The sequence below is a fragment of the Marinoscillum sp. HNIBRBA16962 genome, assembly GCF_057801515.1.
Window position 1 is genome coordinate 117,507 of record NZ_CM173603.1, and the last position, 20,898, is coordinate 138,404.

A 20,898-nucleotide genomic window follows, 5' to 3' on the forward strand; every position below is an offset into this window, starting at 1 on the left:
CTTCACCTTCACTTAAAACCGGGGATATCCTGTGGGCTTCCTGATAGGTATGCTGATAACCGGAATGTTGACGTGGTTGACGACTTTTTCGGCAACTCCCCCTAAAAACAGTTTGGACAAGCCTTTGCTTTGATGGGTAGCAATGCTTAAAATGCCTTCATTGTTTTTCTGACAGTATCGCTGGATACCTTCTTCAAAAAAGCGTGTATTAATCGTTTCGGCTGAATCCAGGAGATTGCCGGCCAGGGCAATGAAACTTTCCATTTTTCGGTCAATCTCCCAGGTCTCCATAAACTCTTCCGGCGTGTTTACATACAGGAGGTGTATTTTAGAATCTAACAGGTTCGCCAACGCTACTACTCGTTCGAAGGGTTGCATCATCTCATCTTCGAAATTGGAGACGAAGAGGATGTTGGAGACTTTGACGGTTTTCAGGCCCTCTTTTACAATAAACACCGGTACTTTGGAGGAACGGACTACTTTTTGTGCATTAGAACCAATAAAAAACTCTTTCAGCCCTTTTGAGCCGTGAGAGCCCATCACGATCATGCTGAAGTCTTTGTCTATTGCATGTGTAACTACGTCCTCTGCGTTTTCATTGTATCCAATAAAGGCTTTTGCTGATACCCCTTCCTTGCCAGCTTTATCTTTCAATTGTTCCAGGGTATGCTTCACATGTTTCACCTTTTTGGTGACATCCGGATACATTTTTTTGGCATCCTGAAGGGAAATGTGCGTCCAGTCAATGGGGATAGACATAAAGTGATAAAAATGTACTTCAGCTCCAATGATCCTGGCGAGCTCTATGGCGGTTTCGCTTGCGTATGTAGCGCAATCTGAAAAATCTGTGGGGACAAGGATCGTTTTCATGGGCATGTTTTTTGGATGTAGTGAAAGGTACCATCTTATTAAACGCAAAAGAATGATTCAGGTCATTTATATTCTTGATTTTAAGCCGCAATTGCAATGCTCATCACAACCTTTCTTTGAAGAATCAGTCTAATAAGTGATTACTTACTTTTTTATACTCCATAATCCGGAGATCGATGAAGAAATTCCGAACGCTAAAAATGACCTTCCTTATTATTGTTTCCCTTGTATCGGTATCATTACGACCATTTGGATTATCCTGCCATTCAGGAAATCAAAGATGAGGTGGGCATTACTATGTTTCTTTGGGAGTGGGCTCGCACCTAAAACGCTGGGGCATTGCGGAGGAGGACATCACGCCGGACTGGATCTTAAGGCCAAAGCCATTATGCCGATCCACTGGGGAGTGTTTTCGCTTGCTTTGCATCCGTGGCTGACCCGGCAGAGCGGATCGCCGCAAAAGCCGAAGAGCTGGGAGTCAATGCTGTCTATCCGTACATCGGAGAGACGGTGGTTATTGGGCAGGATTATCCAAAGGAGAAGTGGTGGAGAGAAATGAGTAGGCAGTATTCTCAATATGCAGTAGGCAAGGAGCAGTAGGCAGTGTTCCCAATAGGCAATAGCATTCAGAAGTTTCGGGAGGCAATAAAACAAGGGGTTAACCACAGAGAAAGGGAAGGGAGCAGAGAGTTTCAATCAAATTAAAAATCCCGTAGATTTGGAATAGATGTATGTTGGATATGTGCAATGGGCGTTGCACATAGACAATTGTTATGGGCAATCACTGCATGGAGAACAATTGGAGATATAAAACTATCGAACAACTTGAGAAAAGTGATTGGCCGGACTTTGACCTTGATAGTCGCCTAATTAAACGATCAAAACAGCTTCGAAGAACGCCCTTAGACCAGTTTTCAATTGAAGATGTAAGGTTAATGATCGGCCAACGAATTGGACTTGAATATCTTGTACCCATAGCATTTGAAATACTGTCAGACAACTTATTTGCGGAAGGTGATTTGTACAAGGGAGATCTTCTTAAAGTTGTTCTTGGTATAACACCTGAATTCTGGAACAATCATAAAGAACTGCATCTTGAATTCCGAACTTTAATAGAACCCAAGAAAGAGTTGATTGAAGAATACAAATTCAGTCTTTCCAACTTTGATGAGGTGAATTACAACAAATAATGGATATCCTATTTGACATCTTAATTATCGTAATCCTTTGCTCTCCAACAATTTGGATAATCAGTCTTGTGATTTTGAGCAAATGGAAACATTTCTGGAAATTCTTCTTGCTGAATGCATTAATTCTTGCCATTTATCTAACAATTCTCGTGAACCCAGAACTATCCAACTTTGGGCATGATGAATACGGCCTGAACAGGTTTTTTTATATAATCTTGGCACTATTTATCCACATCATTCTAGGAGGAATTTTCGCAATTTACAAACGGACAAAACTGAAAGAAAGCCCATAACAAGCGATATAGCGAATGGCCAAACTGCCTATCTGATACTTTCGTGCAATCCGACCGTGACCCTGCCCATTCTGCCAGCTTTTGTGCTTCTAGAAACTTTTTTCTTTCTGGATTTAGACTTTCATAATGCAGTGCATTGTGGATACTGTTGCGGGGGTTGGGCAGTTTCACTATTTTACTGCTTTTTACAGACGGATGTGGCCACTCGCCATATCTGAACGTTAGGCTTCATCTCGCGAACCGCATAATTAACAGAAATGGCAACTGAGTTCAACATATTCCTCGGCGAACGCTTGATCGGAACAACTGCTTTCGAACGTGCTGATCCTCCGATGGGAGTAGTTTATGGAACTCTCAACTTCTTGGAGAACTCATTTAGCTATGACTTCTGGGTAAACTATTGCCAACAGAACTCTATCGAACTATTGGCGAACGAACCCGATGAACGCATGGTGTCAACAGCGAATATCAATGAACTGATTGCTGTAAACCCGAACTCTGGCGAACGACTGACCCCACTATCCAACCAGGTCACAGGAATGGATTCAGATGAATTTGAGATAACACTAATGGGAATCGATTCGGAACAATACGAACGAACGTTTCCAGAACATCTGAAGGAATACGAGGAGAGGTTCAAATAATAACGAAAGCCTAACAGACGCTGATCGGGCATATGTCTTGGTGCTTTCTGGCTGATTTCAGTGCAACTCGACCGTGAATCTGCCGCTGAGAATCGGCTGTGATTTCTACTTACTTCTGCTCGCAGGATTTTTAGACTTTCGGAACGCAGTGCCATTTGGAACCGTTGTGAGCTTCGGCAGATTTCACTACTTTAGTGCTATTCACTAGCTGCGGACATACGCCCGATAGCTAGGCGTTACTTGCCATAAACTGAAACCATGACAACAGAATCATCAACAGACCAAACGATGTTAAAGGAACCTAAAAACTTATTCGGACGAAGAATTGCAGCCCTAGCGATTGACCTAATAATTCTTGCAATAATCGGATATATTCTATCGCTGGTAGGCAAGGGAATATTCATAGAACTTGGAACTCATGGTGTACTAGTTGGCTGGTTAATCTCTACCGCTTATTATGCTATTTTCAATAGTGAAATAGGTAAAGGCCAATCACTTGGTAAGAGAGCAATGCATCTTGAAGTTGTTAAAGGTGATGGGAGTTTGCTAACTCTAAAAGAAGGAATTGTCAGAAGCTTATTGTTCACAACACCTTTTTTTCTTTTCGACTACATTCAGAATCTATTTTACCTACCAATAGTCTCAAGCGTCTTTGGAGCATTGAATATTGCATACTACGTTGGACTATTCTACTTTTTCATTGTTAACTCAGACAGAAGAACAGTCCATGATCTACTCGCACAGACGTTAGTAAAGTTTCAGCATAAGGGTGTGGATGAACTGGTTTCCGTATCAAAGCACAAAATTTATATTTATGCCGGTATCGTAACCTTGATTCTTGGAGTTTTTGTTGCCACCTATTTTACCTTCAAAGATACCACTAACGCACTAACAGAGGTGGTTGAAGCTAATCAGGAAGTTTTAGGAGAGTTGGCTTTAGAGATATATGAACTGGATCAAGTAATAAGAGTTGAATCATCAAAGATTCACGTAACAGTGGAATCAGAAATTGGAATCGTTATTGAAGCTTGGGTTAACGAAGACACTAACTCAGAAGAAGCAAAGGTCATCTATGAGAAAATCATGGACATTCTGACTACCAAGAAATTCAATATTAACCGGATAGACTATTCTGAAGTAGTACTTAAGTACGGCTATGATATTGGTATTGCTGACTACAAAACCTCAAGATCTTGGAAAAGTGAAAACGGCAAGTAACATATGCTATGAATGAATGGGGGTTATCGGTCAGGGTATTTTCGTGGGGATTGGAAAGTCCGCCACAAGTTTTAAATTTAAATCAAGGTGTGGCTATGTGCGAGACGAGAGGTTAGTGCTTTCTAATCCCCACTCATCATAGCTGGTCGTTATATGCAAACTCTGCTATGAGACACATTATCCTAATATTCATAATATATTACGATTGGAATGGGTGGATTATCCCGACAATTTGAAAAGAAAAAATAACGCCACACATCATGAATGTAAAAATAATAGCCCCGCAAAACGAAACGTAAGCCATAGCTACTGTTTTTACATCTGATCGTTATATGGCATTCAAAAAAAACGATGAGAAAAATAATTTTATTAATAGCTATTTCATTGGTTTCATTTTCTTGTAAAAGAAATGTTCATTGGGGTTTTGAGGAGTTTTTTGAACAAGCTTTTAAAATAATTGAAGAAAACTCAATCAAAAAAAATAATCTGAACTGGACGGATTTAAAAAAGACAGTAAAAGATTCAATTTCAGGATTTAATAGTAATGAAGATGTTTATAAAGCAATTGGCTATACTGTAAAACTAATTGATGATGGTCATAGTATTTTCATTTCATCACAAAACCCAGAAAAAGGTCCGATAACAAATCCATTACTCATTGACACACTATCAGTGCCAGCAATAAAAACAAAAATTATTGAAAATGATGTAGGCTATATTAATTTACCCGGATTTATTGCAAATGATAGCCTGACTGACAAGTATGCTCTAGAAATAAGAAAAGCTTTAATAAGTTTGGATACTACTGCGAAATTATCTGGTTGGGTAATTGATTTAAGAAATAATTCAGGAGGTAAATTACCAAGTGAATCCCTTGGACTGTCACCACTGTTTGAACAGCCTTTGATAGGGATTTCATGCGATAATAAGAATACATTCAGAAAAATAAGGGTTACAAACGACTATTTTTATTTCGGGGATTATTTAGTGGATAGTTTGAATTACAATTCAACCTTGATAAATAAAAATAAAAAGATTGCAATATTAGTAAGCGAGGAAACAGTAAGTGCAGGAGAATTTCTTGCTTTAGCTTTTAAGTTCCAAAAAGACACTAAATTGTTTGGGTCAAAAACCAAAGGAAAAACATCACACCTTCGATTATTTGACTTCAAGAGTAATGCAAAATTGTTATTAGCAACTGATTATTACTGTGATAAAAATAGGAACAAAATCCGAGAGGGACTGATCCCCGATATTAAATGTGAAAAAGGAGAAAGTTTATCAAAGGCAATAGATTGGATAAAAGAACGCCATATAACACTAAAAAATAACAGCGGCTGGTCAACTGGTGTAGTAAAGTCCCATTCTTTTCACTAGCTGCATGAAAAAAAACTCGCATTCTTAGCTATTATCTTCCTAACACTTGGATGTGTACACCTGAATCTATCCGAGTAGGAACCGAAATAGAACGTAAGGTAAGACAGACTTCTCCGCGTAATTCCGCCTCTCTCTTCCCATAGGGATCCCTTTGGGAGCGGTTTAATTCTTGTCTTCCACAATATATTCTGCGAACCGAGTGATCTTTATTTGGTAAAAAACTTCTTGACTCTGATGATGGATTCCGTTATTTTGGAGTATTGAAAGGAATTTAAGCTCTATTGGGCATGTACTGTTATTCACAATAAAAATTTAATATGAAAACCCTTACTCCTTTTTTTCTTCTGCTTATTCTGATGGGTTGTGTCACTCAGTCCGAAAAGGATAAGGAACTATTGTCCGAACGAATTTCTAGAATCGAAAACGGTCTTCAACCTAATCTCCAAATCCAAGGAGACAGCATACCTAAATATAAAATCGAAGCAAGAATGAAGGAATTGGGTATTTCCGGAGTTAGCATAGCAGTTATCAATGAGGGTCAACTTGAATGGGCGAAAGGTTATGGGATCGCAGACAGTTCGGAATATCGCCCGGTAACAATCGAGACAATGTTCCTTGCCGGATCGATAAGCAAGCCAGTTGCTGCAATTAGGGCTCATCAGCTTGCAGAAGAGGGTGTCATAAGTTTGGATTCGAATGTAAATAAATACCTTACCAGCTGGAAACTCCCAGAAAATGAGTTTACAGCAAAAGAAAAAGTCACCACCCGAAGAATACTGAATCACACAGCAGGATTAACTGTTTGGGGATTTCCGGGATATGACAAAGGCGATACCATACCGAGCGTACCTGAAGTACTGGACGGTAAGGGAAATACAGATTCGGTTCGTGTCTATCAGGTACCTGGAGTAGGTTGGCAGTATTCCGGTGGAGGTTATACTATTATGCAACATATGATTACAGATATTGAAGAAAAATCATTCCCGGAACTCATGCGGTTGAATGTATTAGGCCCTTTAGGAATGTCCAACAGTACTTTTGAAAATCCGCCACCCTCCAGGTATCATTCCATCACTGCAACCGGCTATCGGAGAAATGGAAATGAAGTGGAAGGAAAATGGCCTATTTATCCTGAAATGGCAGCTGCTGGTCTATGGACGACCCCATCACAACTCGTCCTGTATGCAAAAGAAATTCAGCAAATCTACCAAACCCAACAAGATGGATTGTTAAAGGCAAATACGGTTAATGAAATGCTTACCCCGGGAATGAACGATTATGGCCTGGGGCCTGCTGTGGCGGAACACACATTTGGACATAATGGTGCAGATGAAGGGTTCAGAGCCGAGTTAATAGCCTGGAAAGAGCGACCCGTAGCAGCAGTCATTATGGTCAACTCGGACAATGGGAGTATCATTCAGGAGATAAAGTTGAGTATCGCCCAGGAATATGAATTGCCTGGTGTTGAGCCAATGAAGAGAGTGTATCATGAGCTTTCAACTCAGGAACTGCAAAAGTTTACAGGTAAGTACCACATCCCGGACCTCGGTGAAGTAGAAATGGTCATGAAAGAAAATGGATTAGAACACCTTGCACCTTTTGCTCCTGAACCAATTTTTTTACTCCCCTCTTCTGACAGTACTTTTTTCAATACAAATGGTGGTGCATATCTCGAATTTATCCGAAACGGTGATGTGATAACCGGTTTCAAATTTTACGGATTTGAGGCTTCCAAAATTGAATAGAAAAGGTTAGAAGTGGATAACAAGAAGCACTATCATCCTTAAGCTTCCGAAGCTTCGGGACTGAGCTACCTGCCGGCCGGCTGGTTTGCAAAGGCTGGTTCGATAAGATACTTTTATAGTCCCGAAGCTTCGGGATGAAAAGTCTAGGCGACCCGGTCCAGCTTAGCGATGATAGTTGGACGTTGGCGGTCACTGGAGAAAAGATATATCGAAAATCAAAAATTGAATGGGATAAAATAATATGAGAAAAATAATTGCAGCATTAAATATGACAATTGACGGAATATGTGACCATACAGCAGGAATTCCAGATGAAGAAATACATCAGCATTATACAGAATTATTAGGAAAGGGAGATGCAATTTTATACGGAAGAACCACCTATCAACTTATGGAATTTTGGCGAACGTTTTTAGAAAAACCTTCCGAAGAAAAGTCAATGAATGACTTTGCCACAGCTATTGACAAAATTCCAAAAATTATTTTTTCTCATACGCTTAAAAATGTAGAATGGGAAAGTGCAACCGTAGCAAAACGTGACTTAAAAGATGAAGTTTTAGAACTCAAACAATCCCGCAAAGGCGGGAGTAAAGACATTTTTGTTGGCAGTCGGAGTTTAATTATACAGCTGATGAAACTTAATTTGATTGATGAATTCCAACTTTGTGTTCATCCTGTTATTGCAGGAGGCGGTTTGCCATTATTTGAACATATAAACAACAGGACTATTCTTAAACTCATAAAGACTAAAACCTTTAGTGGTGGAGCTGTAATTCTGTACTATCAACCGAAAAAGGAATGATAAAGAAAAACAACGAACTGCCAACATTGTATAAGCGTAATGTTTGCTCCTAAGAAACTTTATGGTAGGCAGACAGTGAATTGCACCGAGACCCCGCACTACGCTTATACTTGACCGTTGATAGCATCGACTGCATAAGAAAAAACTCGCATTCTTAGCTGGAACCTAAATTGCCGAACTGCCAAATTCCAGGAATTTCTTAAGCTAATGGACTGAAATTAGATTTAATTAAGAAAAGTATTTGTGCTTTAACAGACCTTAGTCAGAACTATATCGAGCAGTCAACGAGCTTCATTAAATTCATTTTAAAGAATCTCATTCTTCAATTTAGCCAACATCTGTTTGATAAATTCTTTCTTATCATTCATGATAGTTCTCGCCAACTTTTTGGTGTTTTCGGTAATATGATCTTCTAAATTTTTATCGCTCCATAGAATAATTTCTACGAGTAAAGGCAAAAATGTTATTCCTTTATCTGTAAGTGAGTAAATATTCGTTTTTTTGTTACCAGGCAACTTCCCTTTAATGATAATTCCCGATTTTTCTAAATTGGAAAGCCTGTCGGACAATATATTTGTTGCAATTCCTTCAGCTGAGGCAGCAAATTCACTGAATGTCTTCTTCCCCGAAAACATCATGTCTCTTAATACCAGCAGAGACCATTTATCTCCCACGATATCTAATGCCGAACTTATTGGACAAGTAGACCTAAAATTAAAGACCATGTATCTTGCATTTTAAAAGTTATTTATATTTTTACTTTCAATTTGAAAGTAAAATTTCAATAAAAGAATTAAAAATGGAAAATAAAGCCCTTATTTTTCTAATTATGCGGCTAGTAAATCATATGTTTTCAGTTTGGCAACTTCACTTTACGGTGAACTGAAGACAAAAGGAATAGATATATCGGTGTTGTCGCCAGGTGTTACGAATACTGCTATGGCAGAAAACATAGGAATAGATTGGTCAAAAACTCCTGTGAAAACAATGAGTCCGGAGGATGTTGCGAAAGAAACTATACAAAATTTCGGAAAGAAACTTTCTATTATTCCTGGTAAAGGAAATAGGATAATGGCTTTTATGTCCAAAAAGATTTTGTCTTATACAGGGTTAGCAATATCCAATCAGAAAATGATGCAAAAGGTTTTAGATCCTGCTAAACTTTGAGCATATGGATAGAAAATCAAAAATTGCAATTATTGGCGGAGGCATCGGTGGATTAACTACCTCCATTGCTTTACGGCAAAAAGGATTTACAAATGTTGTAATTTATGAGCGAAGACCAGAAGCTCAGTCGGCCGGTGCAGGCTTTGTGATTTGGGCAAACGGCATTTGGATTTTAAATAAACTTGGTCTTTTAAAAGATGTAGAGGCAATTGGAGGGCGACTGAAACAAATGCAACGCTGGGCTGAAGACGGTGAGTTTTTAGGAGGAATTGATATTGCGAAAGTTGATGAAAAAATTGGTTACCCTAGCTATGCTGTTAGCAAATTGGACTTCCACAATTTATTACAAAAGACAGTAATTAAGTTAGGCTTAGAATTACAAAACAACACTGCGGTTACAAGTATTGAAGATAATGAGCATGGAAATTCTTTTCTTCAACAGAAAGAATGCGCCATTCAGGCAGATATTATAATTGGTGCTGACGGAAGAATGAATTCCATTGCCAGGAAGTATGTTTGTGGAGAGAATCGGCCTATTTATCATTATATAAATTGGGTTGGTATTTTTGAAAGCGATAACCCTTTGTCAATAGAGAATAATGTAATGGATTATTGGGGTTGTGGTGAGCGTTTTGGAATAGTGCCTATTAATGAAAGTAAAGTGTACTGGGCAGCTTGTAAAGCACTGCAATTAAACAGTAGGAATAAAGAAGCAACCGATAAAGAAGAATTGCTTAAACTATTTCGTTCCTGGTCTCCCTTTATAAAAACTATAATAGAACAAACGCAGGAAACGAACATAAAAAGAATTCCTGTTTTTGACCACAATCCTATTCCTAACTGGTTTAAAAACAATGTTTGTTTATTGGGTGATGCAGCCCATGCATCATTACCCACCTCCGGACAGGGAGTTTGTCAGGCAATGGAAGATGCCTGGCAATTAGCAGAGCAATTAACTAAGTATGAAACATTGAAAGAATCGTTTGAAGCATTTCAGAATATTCGGTTAGAAAAGACCACTGCCATCACTATATCAGGAAGAGCTTTTGCGAAATCTCTTTTTAATACGGATAAAGATTATTGCCTGGAACGAAATCGCAAGGCAAAATTTGTGGACTATAATAAAACCACTGTCGGAATGGTTGAGCTATGGTCGAGAAACTTAAATTGAATAAAAAAGGCAAAAAAGCAACGCACCGCTAACAATTTATAAGCGTAATGTGGGCTGAGTGGCCAAAATTAAGTGTTTTGGCCTTAATTAGGCCTCCCTTGTAATTAGGTTTTGTTCCAAACAAGACGTTTTTTGTAAAGTATATTTGAAGGGCTTTGTCCTTGACCAAGCATAACCTGTGGTTGTACATGGGGATTTGATTTCTTTAAAAAATACAATTTCAACGTTAAGAATAGGTGCAGAAAGCATATAAGACATGTATGGGCACAATTATCCCATGTACACCTTTGGTGAAGGTGTAGTTTTATGCTGCTAATTGAAGGGCTGGTTCTTTGTTGTTTGTTTTAAACCTCCTGTCAGCGATTTTTGAGGCATTGGCTGACATTACTCCAAAAAACACCCAGATGCGTTCGGTCTTTTCGCTGAGAGCCTTGACTTTTCTTAGCCCATAATGATTTTTATGGTTGCCAAAAGCCCCTTCCAAGTGTGTGGACCGGACTTTGTTAAGTTCTCCCCTGAGCACAGCTTCCGGTTTTGCTTGTTTGGGATCTTTAACGGGCCGTCCCTTTGGGGCAAAGCTTTGAAAAACCCCTTTTCCTTTTAGGAAATTACGGTTCTCATTGGTGGCATATATCCTGTCAGCAGCCAGTTGGAAACACGACCCAAAATGCTTGGTATGTTTGAAGAAGCTGGTTTTGAGTGATTTACATTCATTAAAGGCTTTGAACTCCATCTTGTCAAACCAGACGACCCCTCCTGACTGGAGCATATGTGCCTTCATTCCAAACTCAACTGGCTTGTTCTCTTTCCCTCTAACGATGGGGCGTATATAAGGCTTGTGCAAAGAGACGATACGCTCGGGTATCTTGGCCGAGGAGTCTTCCTGGATTACTTTTTGCTGTGATAAAACCTGTTTAATGGTCTTTAAATAAATGGTCTGCTTCCCAGTAAGTACTATTGGGTGGTCATCAAACAACCCTTGCAGCTGGTCCAGGCCCTTCTCAAGCAGGTATACCAATGACCGGTGGCGTCTTCTCCCTTTTTTATAGGTTTTCCGGCGCAACTTTGAATACGCCTGCTGTTTCCTTTTCTGGTCAATGAATTTGTTGCGAGGACGCTTGATGCCCAAAAGCTTGCAAAGCTTAAAAATAAGGTCGTAGATCCATTGACAGCATTCCCATAGCAGGTTTACGTCTGTGGGGAAGCGGATGTAACTCTCATAGCAGGTGGCATCCATAAACAGTATATGTAACGACTCCATGTCCTTCTTCCAGTGTTCTAAAAGCACCTGCTGGACAGCTTCCCAGTCCGCATGTTCCGCCATATACCCTCGAACCCTGGAGGCCATGGCCTGATCCCTGATCATCTCCCCTTCACCGAGCAATTTGCCACAGAACAGTTGCAAAGACCAATCGGTATTGAAACGGTCTATCAGTTTTTCATCACTGGTATCGATCAAATGCTTTAGGAACATCAACCCAAACATCCCCTTATTGGAGAACCAGGGCTTCGGGCCAGGCTTGCTGGTATCCTGGACGGGCAAACAATCCTCCAGCTCTTCCCACGGGATGGTATCATGGATGCGGCCAAGTTTGGTCTGCTTGAATAAATACAATTTTGGGTGTCGGTACTCCTTAGGTTGGAAAAGAGCTTGCTGCATGCTATCTTTCAAGTGTTGAATTATTTTGTACGTAACTGTAATTTAACACCAAACCCCGAAAAAAGCCATATTTGGCCGATTTCGGGGTTTACCTATCCAATACCAAGGATGTAAATATCTATGTATCTGTAAGTTATGTGATTACAAGGGTGGCCTAATTATAGTTTGCTGAAGGCAGACAGTGAATCGCTCTAAAACCCGCACTATAGAACGTAAGCTAAGACAGACTTCTCCACATAACTCCGCTCTCTCTTCCCATAGGGATCCCTTTTGGAAGCGATTTAGTTAATTCTTCTCTTCCACAATTAATTCTGCGAACCGATTATAAAAGAAGGAAATGGCCAAAAGCAAGACTCCCAGGGAGACAAAAACGATGGTTTTGGAAATGGTACCGAGATGCGATATGTCATAGAAGAACAGCTTAAGAAGCGTAATCCCAAACAGGACAATAGCTCCTATTCTCAGGTATTTTTTCCTGTTTAATAAACCCAAAAGGATCCAGAGTAAGGCAAATACACCCCAGAGTATGCTTAAGCCAAGTTTGTAAGTGCCTTTAAAGCCATAAAGATCCAGCCAATGGACCAGTTCACTACTGGCAAGAACCAGTGTGGACAGGTAAAGGAGCACATCAAAAGGAATGCTCAATCCTTTCACAAAAGCAGCCTTTTTATTCAGGTAATTAACTAAAAGGAGCAGAGCACAAAAGGCGATACTGAAATACCGAACCCGCAGGTTACCAAAGCCTCCTTCTTCGCTGAGGTATAATTCTCTCAGCTCCGTTAGCCTTAACTGCCCTTCTGTGAGAAAAAGTATAAACACCAGAAAACTCAAAGCCAGGTTCATATAAGCGAGGGGACTGTTTTTTATTTTTAGCAGGTTGACGACTCCCAGTCCCGCCAGGAATAAAAAGGTATAGTTGAGTAGCCATAAGTACCTGAAATGCCAGACGCCTGTAAAAGAAGGGCTGCTATACCAATAGGCATCTATTTCCTGGTAAATGGACCCATAAAGGGTAAGAAGTAAAATGGCTGGCAATCCGTAATTCAGCAGGTTCTTTGTTCGACCTTTAGAGTCATGGATGGAGTACTTCGAACTAAAGTGCAAATAGCTTATGGCCGCAAAAGCACCACTTACGAGGAGTGAGGAAAAGAACTGGATGTTGAAAACAAGCCTTGTCAGATTGGCTATGTAATATTCCTCCCAGTCCTGTAGCAAACTAAAAAAAGCCAGAAAGATCAATGGATAACTCAGTTTTTCATAGGCTGATTTGTTTCGCGTACGCCCGATCCAAAAGAGTATCAGAGCCTCGCCTGTCCACAGGAGCGTGACCCAGTTGCCATTTAGCTTTACAGGGATAGAAATGGTAAGAAACAGCAGGGCTAACCCAACGATAAGAAAAAACAGGTTTTTGTCCGCTTTCCTTTTCCTGAAAATAAATGCACTCACTAAAAAATGTACGGCCCCATTGATCAGGGTAAATAGTGCTAATGCAGAATTGTTTTGGTCATTCTCCAGGAGAATAGCGTAACCAACAGCATAAAATAAAAAGGCGTTGGAGAGCACAAGGAATATATCAGGCTTACGGTATTCTTCATTGCGAAGAAGTTTGTAAAGGATGAAAGTACCGTAGAAAAGCGCAAAGAAAATAGAGCAGAAGGCAATGGAGATCAGGAAATCTTTATCATTTCCGAATGAAAAGAAGTACCATCCGGTAAAGATCAGCCAGGTGAATCCAAATGTGGAATAATAAAGTCGCTTCCAGTACTTTTTTAACGAAATGACCAGAATGCCGGCGTTGATCAAAACCATATAGGTAAATAATGCTGAAACCTCACCGGAACCATCGCTGAGTAAGAAAGGAATGGCATACGCTCCGACCAACCCAATGTGGGCAATAATCTCCCGGCTGTATTTTATGGCACTGTAAACGGCAAAGGCGGTAATAAGGATCATCAGACCAAATGCCGGTAGCTTGGGAATCAGATCATAAAAGCTATAAGCAAAAAAGGTAATTACGTACATGATAGCGAGCGAACCACTCACCAGTACAGCACTGTAGCCTTCGTACCGGGCCTTTAGCCGGAAGGCTATAGCCAATAGTACAGCAGCAAATACATACCCCAAAACTATCCTGACAATGGGGCTCACCATCTGATGTTCTATGGCATATTTGGAGCCTATGCCTACCCCCAGAATAATGATGATAACCCCAATCGTGCTAATTAGATTCTGTCCGATAAACCGCTCCAGATCAGAACGGGTTTTCTTTTTAGTATCTGGTTTTTTGGGAGTAGCGTCAAAAGGTTTTGGAGGAGGAGCTTTTTTCTTAGTGGTTTGGCTTTTAGCCATAGATAGTTGATCAATCTGGCCTTTCAGTTCCCCTACCTCCCGGGAAAGGGAATACTGTCTGTCCAGAAGCTGTTCTAATTTTTCGTTCAGCTTTTTTATTTGATCGTTTTCTTCCATGGTCGGTTAGGCTTGAGATCAAATATATATTTTTTGATAGAGATATTTGTTTCCAACAGGCAGCATGCAAGAGTAATAGGCAAAAAGGGTTAACCACAGAGAAAGCTGAGAAAACAGAGCGAATCCTCTGTGTCACTCTGTTCTCTCGGCGGTTGGTTAATTCCTCATGTCGAGCTTGCACCCCTCACCGAAACCACCACTCAATGTACCGAAACCCCTGCTCTACGTATCGAAACCTTGTCTTAATGAACCGAAATATCATCTCAATGCACCGAAACCTTGTCTTAATATGCCGAAATCTCATCTTGATGGACTGAAATGCCAGCTCAACGTATCGAAATATCTTCTTAATGCGCCGAAATATTTGCTCAATACTCCGAAATGCCCTCTCAATAGGAGGAAGTCGAGAAAACTAAGCGAATACTCTGCGTAAACTCCGCTCTCTCAGCGGTTATTCAATCAACTCCCTCTCTTCTTCCAATACCGGATCAATCCCGCCACGCTCATCCAGCTGGGGTTGGCGGCTTCATATTGTTTCACACCATGCTCGGAAACGCCCTTTTCGCGAAGCTGATTTGCCGTATACTCAGAAAACTGAGGGGTGATCTCCTCCGCTGACAACCCACTTTCCCACTTTTTTTTGACCCAATAGGCCCAGTCATTCAGGATCTCGCGTAGCTGGTGAAAGTGGTTACCAATTTCAGTCACTTCCCCATAGTGGGTGAGATACAGCTTCTGCGCTTTTTTCTCCATCAGGATATCGATGCTTTGGTTCCAGTCCTCCAGGTTGATATCCGGGGGAGGGCAGGGTGGTACTACCGGTCCTGCTTCGATTTTCACACCAGCTACATCGCCGGTAAAAATGATATCGTCCAGCTGCCACGCGATGTGGTGCCTGGCATGGCCCGGGCTGTGCCAGCCGATGATCTCCTGGTCTCCGATCACCAGCTTTTCACCATGGGCGACTTCTTTCAGCTGATCGGCTGGTATTTTTTCCATAGCCCCCCAGAGCCGCTCCATCTCATCGCCATAGATCTGCTTTGCGGAGTTGTAAAGCTTAGTGGGGTCTTCCATATGCGGTGCGCCAAACGGGTGGAGGTAAATGGTGGCGCCTTTTTCGGCGAATGCCCAGGCGGCTCCCGCATGATCAAAGTGGATGTGGGTAAGCAGGACGTGCTTTACGTCTTCCACCTTGTATCCATGCTTGTCCAGCTGCTTTTGCATAGCCTCAAACGTGGAGTGAGGGCCGGTTTCTACCAAAACGGGTCCGTCTGACGTTTCGATGAGAAAAGAAGCGATCGCGTGATCAATGCCAAGAAAATGTAAGTCTAAGATGTGTACCATTTTATTAGGTTTGTGCTGACAACAGAAACCTACGAAATAAAATGGAGAAAGATTACTTTCAGCTGCATATGCCCGAAAATGTTTGCTTCGGGTGTGGGATCAACAACCCCGATGGTCTGCAGATCAAAAGCTACTGGGAAGGCGAGGAGGCCGTATGCAAGTGGCAAAGTGAAGAAAAATACCACGGCTGGGCTAACCTGCTGAACGGTGGCATTCTGGCCACCCTCATCGACTGCCATACGATGGGCACGGCTATGGCGGATGCATATCGCAGGGAAGACCGGTCATTGGATTCTGATCCTGTGTACCGCTACGCAACCGGAACGATCACCGTCAAATACCTCAAACCCACCCCCAACGATAAGGAGATCGAGCTGAGAGCCAGGGTGATGGAAGTAAAAGGCCGCAAAACCGTGATGACCTGCAAAGCGATGGTGGAAGGTGAAGTAACTGCTGAAGCAGACGTGATCGCCATACGGGTTTACGATAGTAGTGTGGATAGTGGAGGGAATCCGTTTAAGTGAAAAATATTCCACATTCGCCAACGTCCGTGTCTCACGGACGTTTTTCGGATAAATTCCGGAAGTTTACCCGGACACAACCCTTGGCGATGACGGCCTTTGATGAATGAAATAAAATCCAAATTTTAGTAAATTCATCCATGCTTGATTCCTTTTGTAATCAGGAGAAGTGGAACTGATTAAAACCTTACTTCATGGCGTATAGCGAAAACCTTGCTCAAAGATTAAGAGAGTCACTCACCGACGTTCCTAATGTGGAAGAAAAGAAGATGTTTGGTGGTCTGGCGTTTATGGTAAATAACAAAATGTGTCTGACAGCCGGTCCGGCTCGTATCATTTCGGCTCAAAATGCCCCAGCTGTATGAGCCCGTTCAGTGTGTCATACTCCACCCATGCTTCAGCGATCTTCTCATTTTCTATACGAAAAAAGCAATTGAAGTCAGCATCTAAAACCCTTCCGGATGGAGGATATGGACCCATTTTTCCATTTTGCGTTCCTTTGAAGTTGATCCGTACAGCTACCATATCATTCTCACAAACCATAAAACGGATTTCCTCTTTCAGGTCCGGAAAGGTTTCCAGCTCCTGTTTGTGAAACCGGATCAGGTCTTCTTTTGTGCGTACATCAGGCTGGCCAAAGGTGGATGAGTGTCTCGTTAAATCTGGAGCAAGCAGTTCAGACATTGTTGACCAGTCCTGTGCATTGGTTGATTTTACGAAAAGCGATACTACTTCTTTTGGTGTCATTATAAGAATAAGCTTGATGATAGTTCACCGGGCTAAGGTAGTAAATGCCTGAGCTTAATGGAGTCGGATGTGAAACCCGACTCCAATTCAGTTTAGATTTAAAAAGCCGCTGCTTTTCCGCCGTCTACAGTGATCTCTGATCCGGTCATAAAACCACTGCCTTCTGATGCCAAAAACAAAGTCGCCTCTGCAACATCTTCAGGTTTCCCAAATTGCAGTAAAGGGATCTGTTTCCGAATGTCCTCAGCAAAGGCTTGCTGTTGCTCTTCTGACATACCCATTTTGCCATAGATCGGGGTGCTAATCGGTCCGGTATCGATGCAGTTTACCCTGATGTTTTTCGGAGCAAGCTCAATGGCCAGGGTTTTATTCAGAGCCTGCAACGCGCCCTTTGAAGCAGAGTATGCACTGGTGGCTATTGCTCCACTGTGCGCCAAAATGCTGGAGTTTAGGATGATAGATCCTCTCTCCGGGATCATGGGCAGTAGCTTCTGCACCGTAAAGAATACCCCTTTGAAATTGATATCAATGTTGGAGTCAAAAACTTCCTCTGTAGTCTGCTCAAAAGGGGCAAACAAACCAACTCCGGCATTGGCGAATAAAATATCCACTTTATCAGTCAATCCGGCAACTTTACCCGGGAGGGCATTGATGTCTGCCATATTTCGTGCATCAGAGGTGATCCCATGTGCATTTGGTCCGAGGGTTTTTACAGCCTCGTTTACTGCCGACTCGTTCCTTCCGGTTATGATGACTTTAGCGCCCTCTTCCAAAAAGAGCTTAGCTGTGGCATAACCGATACCACTATTGCCGCCAGTGATCACGGCAGTTTTTCCTTCTAGTTTTCCCATTTTTCAAATTGTTTTTAATGAATAATGAGTCAAAACTAGAGCAGTATGGAGCTGCTATTTTTGGCTAAAATCCGAAAGTATTGTTTTTCGGTCAGTAATGTCAGATGAGTACTTTTTTTCGTTCCTGGATCAAAAATTGTTTGGGAGTAATGCCATACTTGCTCTGAAATGCTTTGATAAAATGCGGTATGTTTTCGTACCCCACCTGCAGAGCTACAGAAATGACCGTGGCATTACTATGCGTTTTTAAAAGGTCGTATGCCTTCTCCAGACGCTTATCGATCAGCCATTTTTTTGGGGAGACTCCGAATTTTGATTTAAAATCTCTCCGAAAAGAGGAGAGCGAACGCCCGGTCAGGTAGGCATAATCCTCAATGCTGAGCGGTTTGCTGTAGTTGGCATTCATAAATGCTCTGAGGCCCCGCTTTTCTTTGTTGTTGAGTGTGGCCAGTGCAGCCGGAAAACAATTGACTTGCGAAGAGGCGGCGATCAGGCACAGGAATTCAAACAGTTTCATCCGGGTCAGATCCCGATGAGCTTTTACATTTCCCCGATTGTAGAGGTCCAGCAAAGACTGTGTAAAAACCTGTAGATCAGGCGTATGATCAAGTATTTGATGGCTGATGCATTTTTCTGAGCTACCCTTCAGGTTTAGGGAATCTACAAACTGTGCAATGACCTGCTCATCAAAGAAGAAAACCATGGCTTCAAAATAATTTTCATCCAGCATCATATCTGAAATTGTATAAAGCCCCTTGGGTAAGAAGATCATCTTTCCTGCCGGGACATCAGTGACAAAACCTTTATCATTTTCTACGCGGAGGCGCCCCTTTAATACCAGAGTAATGGCATGCGTAGAGACATAGCCTTCTTTATGATGCACCTCTTCGGTGAGCTTTTTATAAATCACACAGGAAAGACCATCAACCAGAAGCTTTTGGATATGGTCACTTTCGTAAAAGAGCTGAGGTAAGATCTTAAGCATAATGCTAAGTAACTGCATCAGGAGAATATTTATACCTCAAAAGTTCAAAAGTTGTGTTTTTCGGTCACGAAGATGACATTATTTCTGCAGGACCTTTTTTTTGGCGTCAGCTGAATCTATAACTGGGAAAATTTCAATTTCCGCATAGTCAGACCATCTTTTAGTCCACCTTTTGATCTTTTCGAGCGAGTCGCTTTCCATTAGCTGAAAACAGATCTCCACCTTTTTATCAATCCAGCTATCGATGTAGGTTACTCCCTCTGGTAAAAGTCTCCCTTCCTGATCAAATTTTGCATATAATTCCCGCAATCGATCTTTACGAAACCTTTCAACGATCATGTATCTGGTCATAATTTATTTGATTATTGGTCCTGGGATGGCTCCCTTCGCATAAAATAAAGTGTTTTACCCCGAGGCTGATCCCACTTGTGGTAGACTTCAAAGCCAAAGTATTCATAGACACGACGGTTCTTTTCTACAGAGGTTTCCAGGTAAACAGGAAGTTTGTGTTTCTCTGAGAGATCAAAAATCCCTTTTTTAAGTTCTTTAGCGGCCCCATTCCTCCTGCCTTTATTCGTGGCACCAAAAAACCAGAAGTACAGGAAGTTGCCGTCTTTTGGACGCATCTTTTTTACATAAGCTTCTCTTTTCATCACGGACGGCACCCGGCTGAGTCCTATGCAGCGAAGGACAAGCAATACCTGATTCCGGAGATCGCGAAGCCCCTCTTTTTTGGCGTTGTATCGGTAGCAGATGGCTACTGCTTCCCGGTCACTGGAAAGAAAAACCCCGTCTCGCACAATCGCCGTATCAAAAGAATACTCAGCGAGTGCTTTGAGGCTGTTGGGTTTACGGGGATTGATGACAGAAACCACGCTGGGATTGTCATGAAATGACTCCTGGATGATGGCTGAGACTCTTTGGCGGTCAGATGGTGTTGCAGTGATCATAGTCCAATATTATTAAATACTTGTTTAAGTTCTAAACAAGCAGAGATTTAGGTGGATCAAGCATATTCGTAATAGGTAGTGTACTGTTGAAAACCGAGCTTTTGATAGATCCCGAATCCCTCAGCTGAGGCTTGCAATACCGCCCATTTGTAGTTCAGTTTCTTAGCTTCATTTAGGGTGTAGGTCATCAATGCCGACCCTATCCCTCTGCCTCTGGCATCTTCCAGTGTAGCCAGCCCATAGATCCCAATGGTTTCATGATCTGAAGGAAAAAGCTCTACAGTGGCCAGTGGCTTATTCTGCTGGTAATAGAGGAGAAGGATTACACCGGTTTCCTCATGGAGGTAATGATCAGCCGTGGTTTTATAGTAAGCTAAAACATTTTGGTCCGGAGGGTTCCAGTTTTCGGCAATCACCCGGCTGTAATCACTGAGTTTGCTGAGGTCAGTCACTCTGGTGATTTGCTGATGTTTATCGGACGGGACAGGGTTATAAAGTTCCAGATCCAGGGCCATACCCACCTCTTCTCCCTGGCGCACCAGTGACATCTGAGACAGGCAGGACAGCAGCTCGCCTGTAAGGTTTTCTTCACTAACCCAGATACAAAAATCAAGCTTCCGATCTCTGAAATAATTTACCGATTCAGACAACTCCAGGTCTGTAATGTCCTTACCGTTTGTGATGTGAATGATATTAAAAGTATCACAGGACAAGCCGCTGTAGATCAGTGATACATTCTCAGAGTGCATTACCTTCATACCAGCAGTTTGGTCTGGGATTTTAGCAGCGTGAAGGAGGAAGTTTTTGTCTATTAACTGTAAAATACCGGGCATACATACAAGTGGTTGATCATGTGGCACAATAATTTTGGACTTTACAATGCTAACACAATTTGAA

Annotated in this window: 21 protein-coding genes and 1 pseudogene; 11 read left to right on the top strand and 11 right to left on the bottom strand. The window is 41.7% G+C overall.

All coding sequences use genetic code 11. The features are described 5' to 3' along the window. Positions 1-12 precede the first annotated feature (12 nt). Positions 13-870, bottom strand: coding sequence for a universal stress protein (locus AC3E9V_RS00565; protein ID WP_488751231.1), 858 nt, complete (start codon positions 868-870; stop codon positions 13-15). A gap of 429 nt (positions 871-1,299) precedes the next feature. Here AC3E9V_RS00565 and AC3E9V_RS00570 point away from each other — a divergent pair, with 429 nt between their 5' ends. From AC3E9V_RS00570 to AC3E9V_RS00600, 7 genes are all read left to right on the top strand, one after another. Continuing rightward, the gene (locus AC3E9V_RS00570) at positions 1,300-1,470 is read left to right on the top strand and encodes a hypothetical protein (RefSeq protein WP_488751232.1); all 171 of its coding nucleotides are present in this window, start codon (positions 1,300-1,302) and stop codon (positions 1,468-1,470) included. Positions 1,471-1,643: 173 nt separating this feature from the next. Continuing rightward, complete coding sequence (locus AC3E9V_RS00575) at positions 1,644-2,060, top strand: contact-dependent growth inhibition system immunity protein (protein WP_488751233.1); 417 nt, start codon at positions 1,644-1,646, stop codon at positions 2,058-2,060. Positions 2,061-2,646: 586 nt separating this feature from the next. Then, positions 2,647-2,997, top strand: a complete 351-nt coding sequence (locus AC3E9V_RS00580; protein WP_488751234.1) for a hypothetical protein — start codon at positions 2,647-2,649, stop codon at positions 2,995-2,997. Positions 2,998-3,255: 258 nt separating this feature from the next. Further along, the gene (locus tag AC3E9V_RS00585) at positions 3,256-4,215 is read left to right on the top strand and encodes an RDD family protein (protein WP_488751235.1); all 960 of its coding nucleotides are present in this window, start codon (positions 3,256-3,258) and stop codon (positions 4,213-4,215) included. Between the two features lie 351 nt (positions 4,216-4,566). Further along, the gene (locus AC3E9V_RS00590) at positions 4,567-5,592 is read left to right on the top strand and encodes a S41 family peptidase (protein WP_488751236.1); all 1,026 of its coding nucleotides are present in this window, start codon (positions 4,567-4,569) and stop codon (positions 5,590-5,592) included. A 488-nt stretch (positions 5,593-6,080) separates the two neighbouring features. After that, on the top strand, positions 6,081-7,337 hold the full coding sequence (locus AC3E9V_RS00595; RefSeq protein WP_488751237.1) for a serine hydrolase domain-containing protein: 1,257 nt from the start codon (positions 6,081-6,083) through the stop codon (positions 7,335-7,337). Positions 7,338-7,578: 241 nt separating this feature from the next. Next, entirely contained in the window at positions 7,579-8,139 is a 561-nt protein-coding gene (locus tag AC3E9V_RS00600) for a dihydrofolate reductase family protein (RefSeq protein WP_488751238.1), read from the top strand. A 305-nt stretch (positions 8,140-8,444) separates the two neighbouring features. Here the strand turns inward: AC3E9V_RS00600 and AC3E9V_RS00605 are convergent, their stop codons facing one another. Then, a complete protein-coding gene (locus tag AC3E9V_RS00605; protein WP_488751239.1) occupies positions 8,445-8,864 on the bottom strand; it encodes a winged helix-turn-helix transcriptional regulator in 420 nt (139 codons plus the stop codon). Positions 8,865-8,964: 100 nt separating this feature from the next. On the opposite strand from AC3E9V_RS00605, the pseudogene AC3E9V_RS00610 reads away from it, so the two are divergent. Both AC3E9V_RS00610 and AC3E9V_RS00615 read left to right on the top strand, forming a co-directional pair. Then, a pseudogene (locus AC3E9V_RS00610) lies at positions 8,965-9,306 on the top strand (SDR family NAD(P)-dependent oxidoreductase); the annotation flags it as partial. A 4-nt stretch (positions 9,307-9,310) separates the two neighbouring features. Further along, positions 9,311-10,477, top strand: coding sequence for an FAD-dependent monooxygenase (locus AC3E9V_RS00615; RefSeq protein ID WP_488751240.1), 1,167 nt, complete (start codon positions 9,311-9,313; stop codon positions 10,475-10,477). Between the two features lie 304 nt (positions 10,478-10,781). On the opposite strand, the gene AC3E9V_RS00620 is transcribed toward AC3E9V_RS00615, so the two are convergent. The 3 genes from AC3E9V_RS00620 to AC3E9V_RS00630 form a co-directional block, all read right to left on the bottom strand. Beyond that, entirely contained in the window at positions 10,782-12,149 is a 1,368-nt protein-coding gene (locus tag AC3E9V_RS00620; RefSeq protein ID WP_488751241.1) for a transposase, read from the bottom strand. A gap of 273 nt (positions 12,150-12,422) precedes the next feature. Beyond that, complete coding sequence (locus tag AC3E9V_RS00625) at positions 12,423-14,603, bottom strand: DUF2339 domain-containing protein (RefSeq protein ID WP_488751242.1); 2,181 nt, start codon at positions 14,601-14,603, stop codon at positions 12,423-12,425. Between the two features lie 459 nt (positions 14,604-15,062). Beyond that, on the bottom strand, positions 15,063-15,947 hold the full coding sequence (locus tag AC3E9V_RS00630; RefSeq protein WP_488751243.1) for an MBL fold metallo-hydrolase: 885 nt from the start codon (positions 15,945-15,947) through the stop codon (positions 15,063-15,065). Positions 15,948-15,988: 41 nt separating this feature from the next. On the opposite strand from AC3E9V_RS00630, the gene AC3E9V_RS00635 reads away from it, so the two are divergent. After that, positions 15,989-16,471, top strand: coding sequence for a PaaI family thioesterase (locus tag AC3E9V_RS00635; RefSeq protein ID WP_488751244.1), 483 nt, complete (start codon positions 15,989-15,991; stop codon positions 16,469-16,471). A 191-nt stretch (positions 16,472-16,662) separates the two neighbouring features. Continuing rightward, on the top strand, positions 16,663-16,833 hold the full coding sequence (locus AC3E9V_RS00640) for a hypothetical protein (RefSeq protein WP_488751245.1): 171 nt from the start codon (positions 16,663-16,665) through the stop codon (positions 16,831-16,833). On the opposite strand, the gene AC3E9V_RS00645 is transcribed toward AC3E9V_RS00640, so the two are convergent. The 6 genes from AC3E9V_RS00645 to AC3E9V_RS00670 all read right to left on the bottom strand — a co-directional run bounded on the left by AC3E9V_RS00645 (position 16,802) and on the right by AC3E9V_RS00670 (position 20,834). Next, positions 16,802-17,215 carry an ester cyclase gene (locus tag AC3E9V_RS00645; protein WP_488751246.1) on the bottom strand — a complete coding sequence of 138 codons (414 nt, stop codon included), beginning with the start codon at positions 17,213-17,215 and terminating at the stop codon, positions 16,802-16,804. The genes AC3E9V_RS00640 and AC3E9V_RS00645 overlap by 32 nt on opposite strands. A gap of 98 nt (positions 17,216-17,313) precedes the next feature. Continuing rightward, a complete protein-coding gene (locus AC3E9V_RS00650; protein WP_488751247.1) occupies positions 17,314-18,066 on the bottom strand; it encodes an SDR family oxidoreductase in 753 nt (250 codons plus the stop codon). Positions 18,067-18,166: 100 nt separating this feature from the next. Next, on the bottom strand, positions 18,167-19,069 hold the full coding sequence (locus AC3E9V_RS00655) for an AraC family transcriptional regulator (protein WP_488751248.1): 903 nt from the start codon (positions 19,067-19,069) through the stop codon (positions 18,167-18,169). 60 nt (positions 19,070-19,129) lie between these two features. After that, positions 19,130-19,402 (bottom strand): DUF3303 domain-containing protein, encoded by a 273-nt coding sequence (locus tag AC3E9V_RS00660; protein ID WP_488751249.1) that lies wholly within the window; start codon positions 19,400-19,402, stop codon positions 19,130-19,132. An 11-nt stretch (positions 19,403-19,413) separates the two neighbouring features. After that, positions 19,414-20,001: a hypothetical protein gene (locus AC3E9V_RS00665; RefSeq protein ID WP_488751250.1), complete on the bottom strand. Its 588-nt coding sequence runs from the start codon at positions 19,999-20,001 to the stop codon at positions 19,414-19,416. A 56-nt stretch (positions 20,002-20,057) separates the two neighbouring features. Continuing rightward, positions 20,058-20,834, bottom strand: a complete 777-nt coding sequence (locus AC3E9V_RS00670; RefSeq protein ID WP_488751251.1) for a GNAT family N-acetyltransferase — start codon at positions 20,832-20,834, stop codon at positions 20,058-20,060. Positions 20,835-20,898 lie beyond the last annotated feature (64 nt).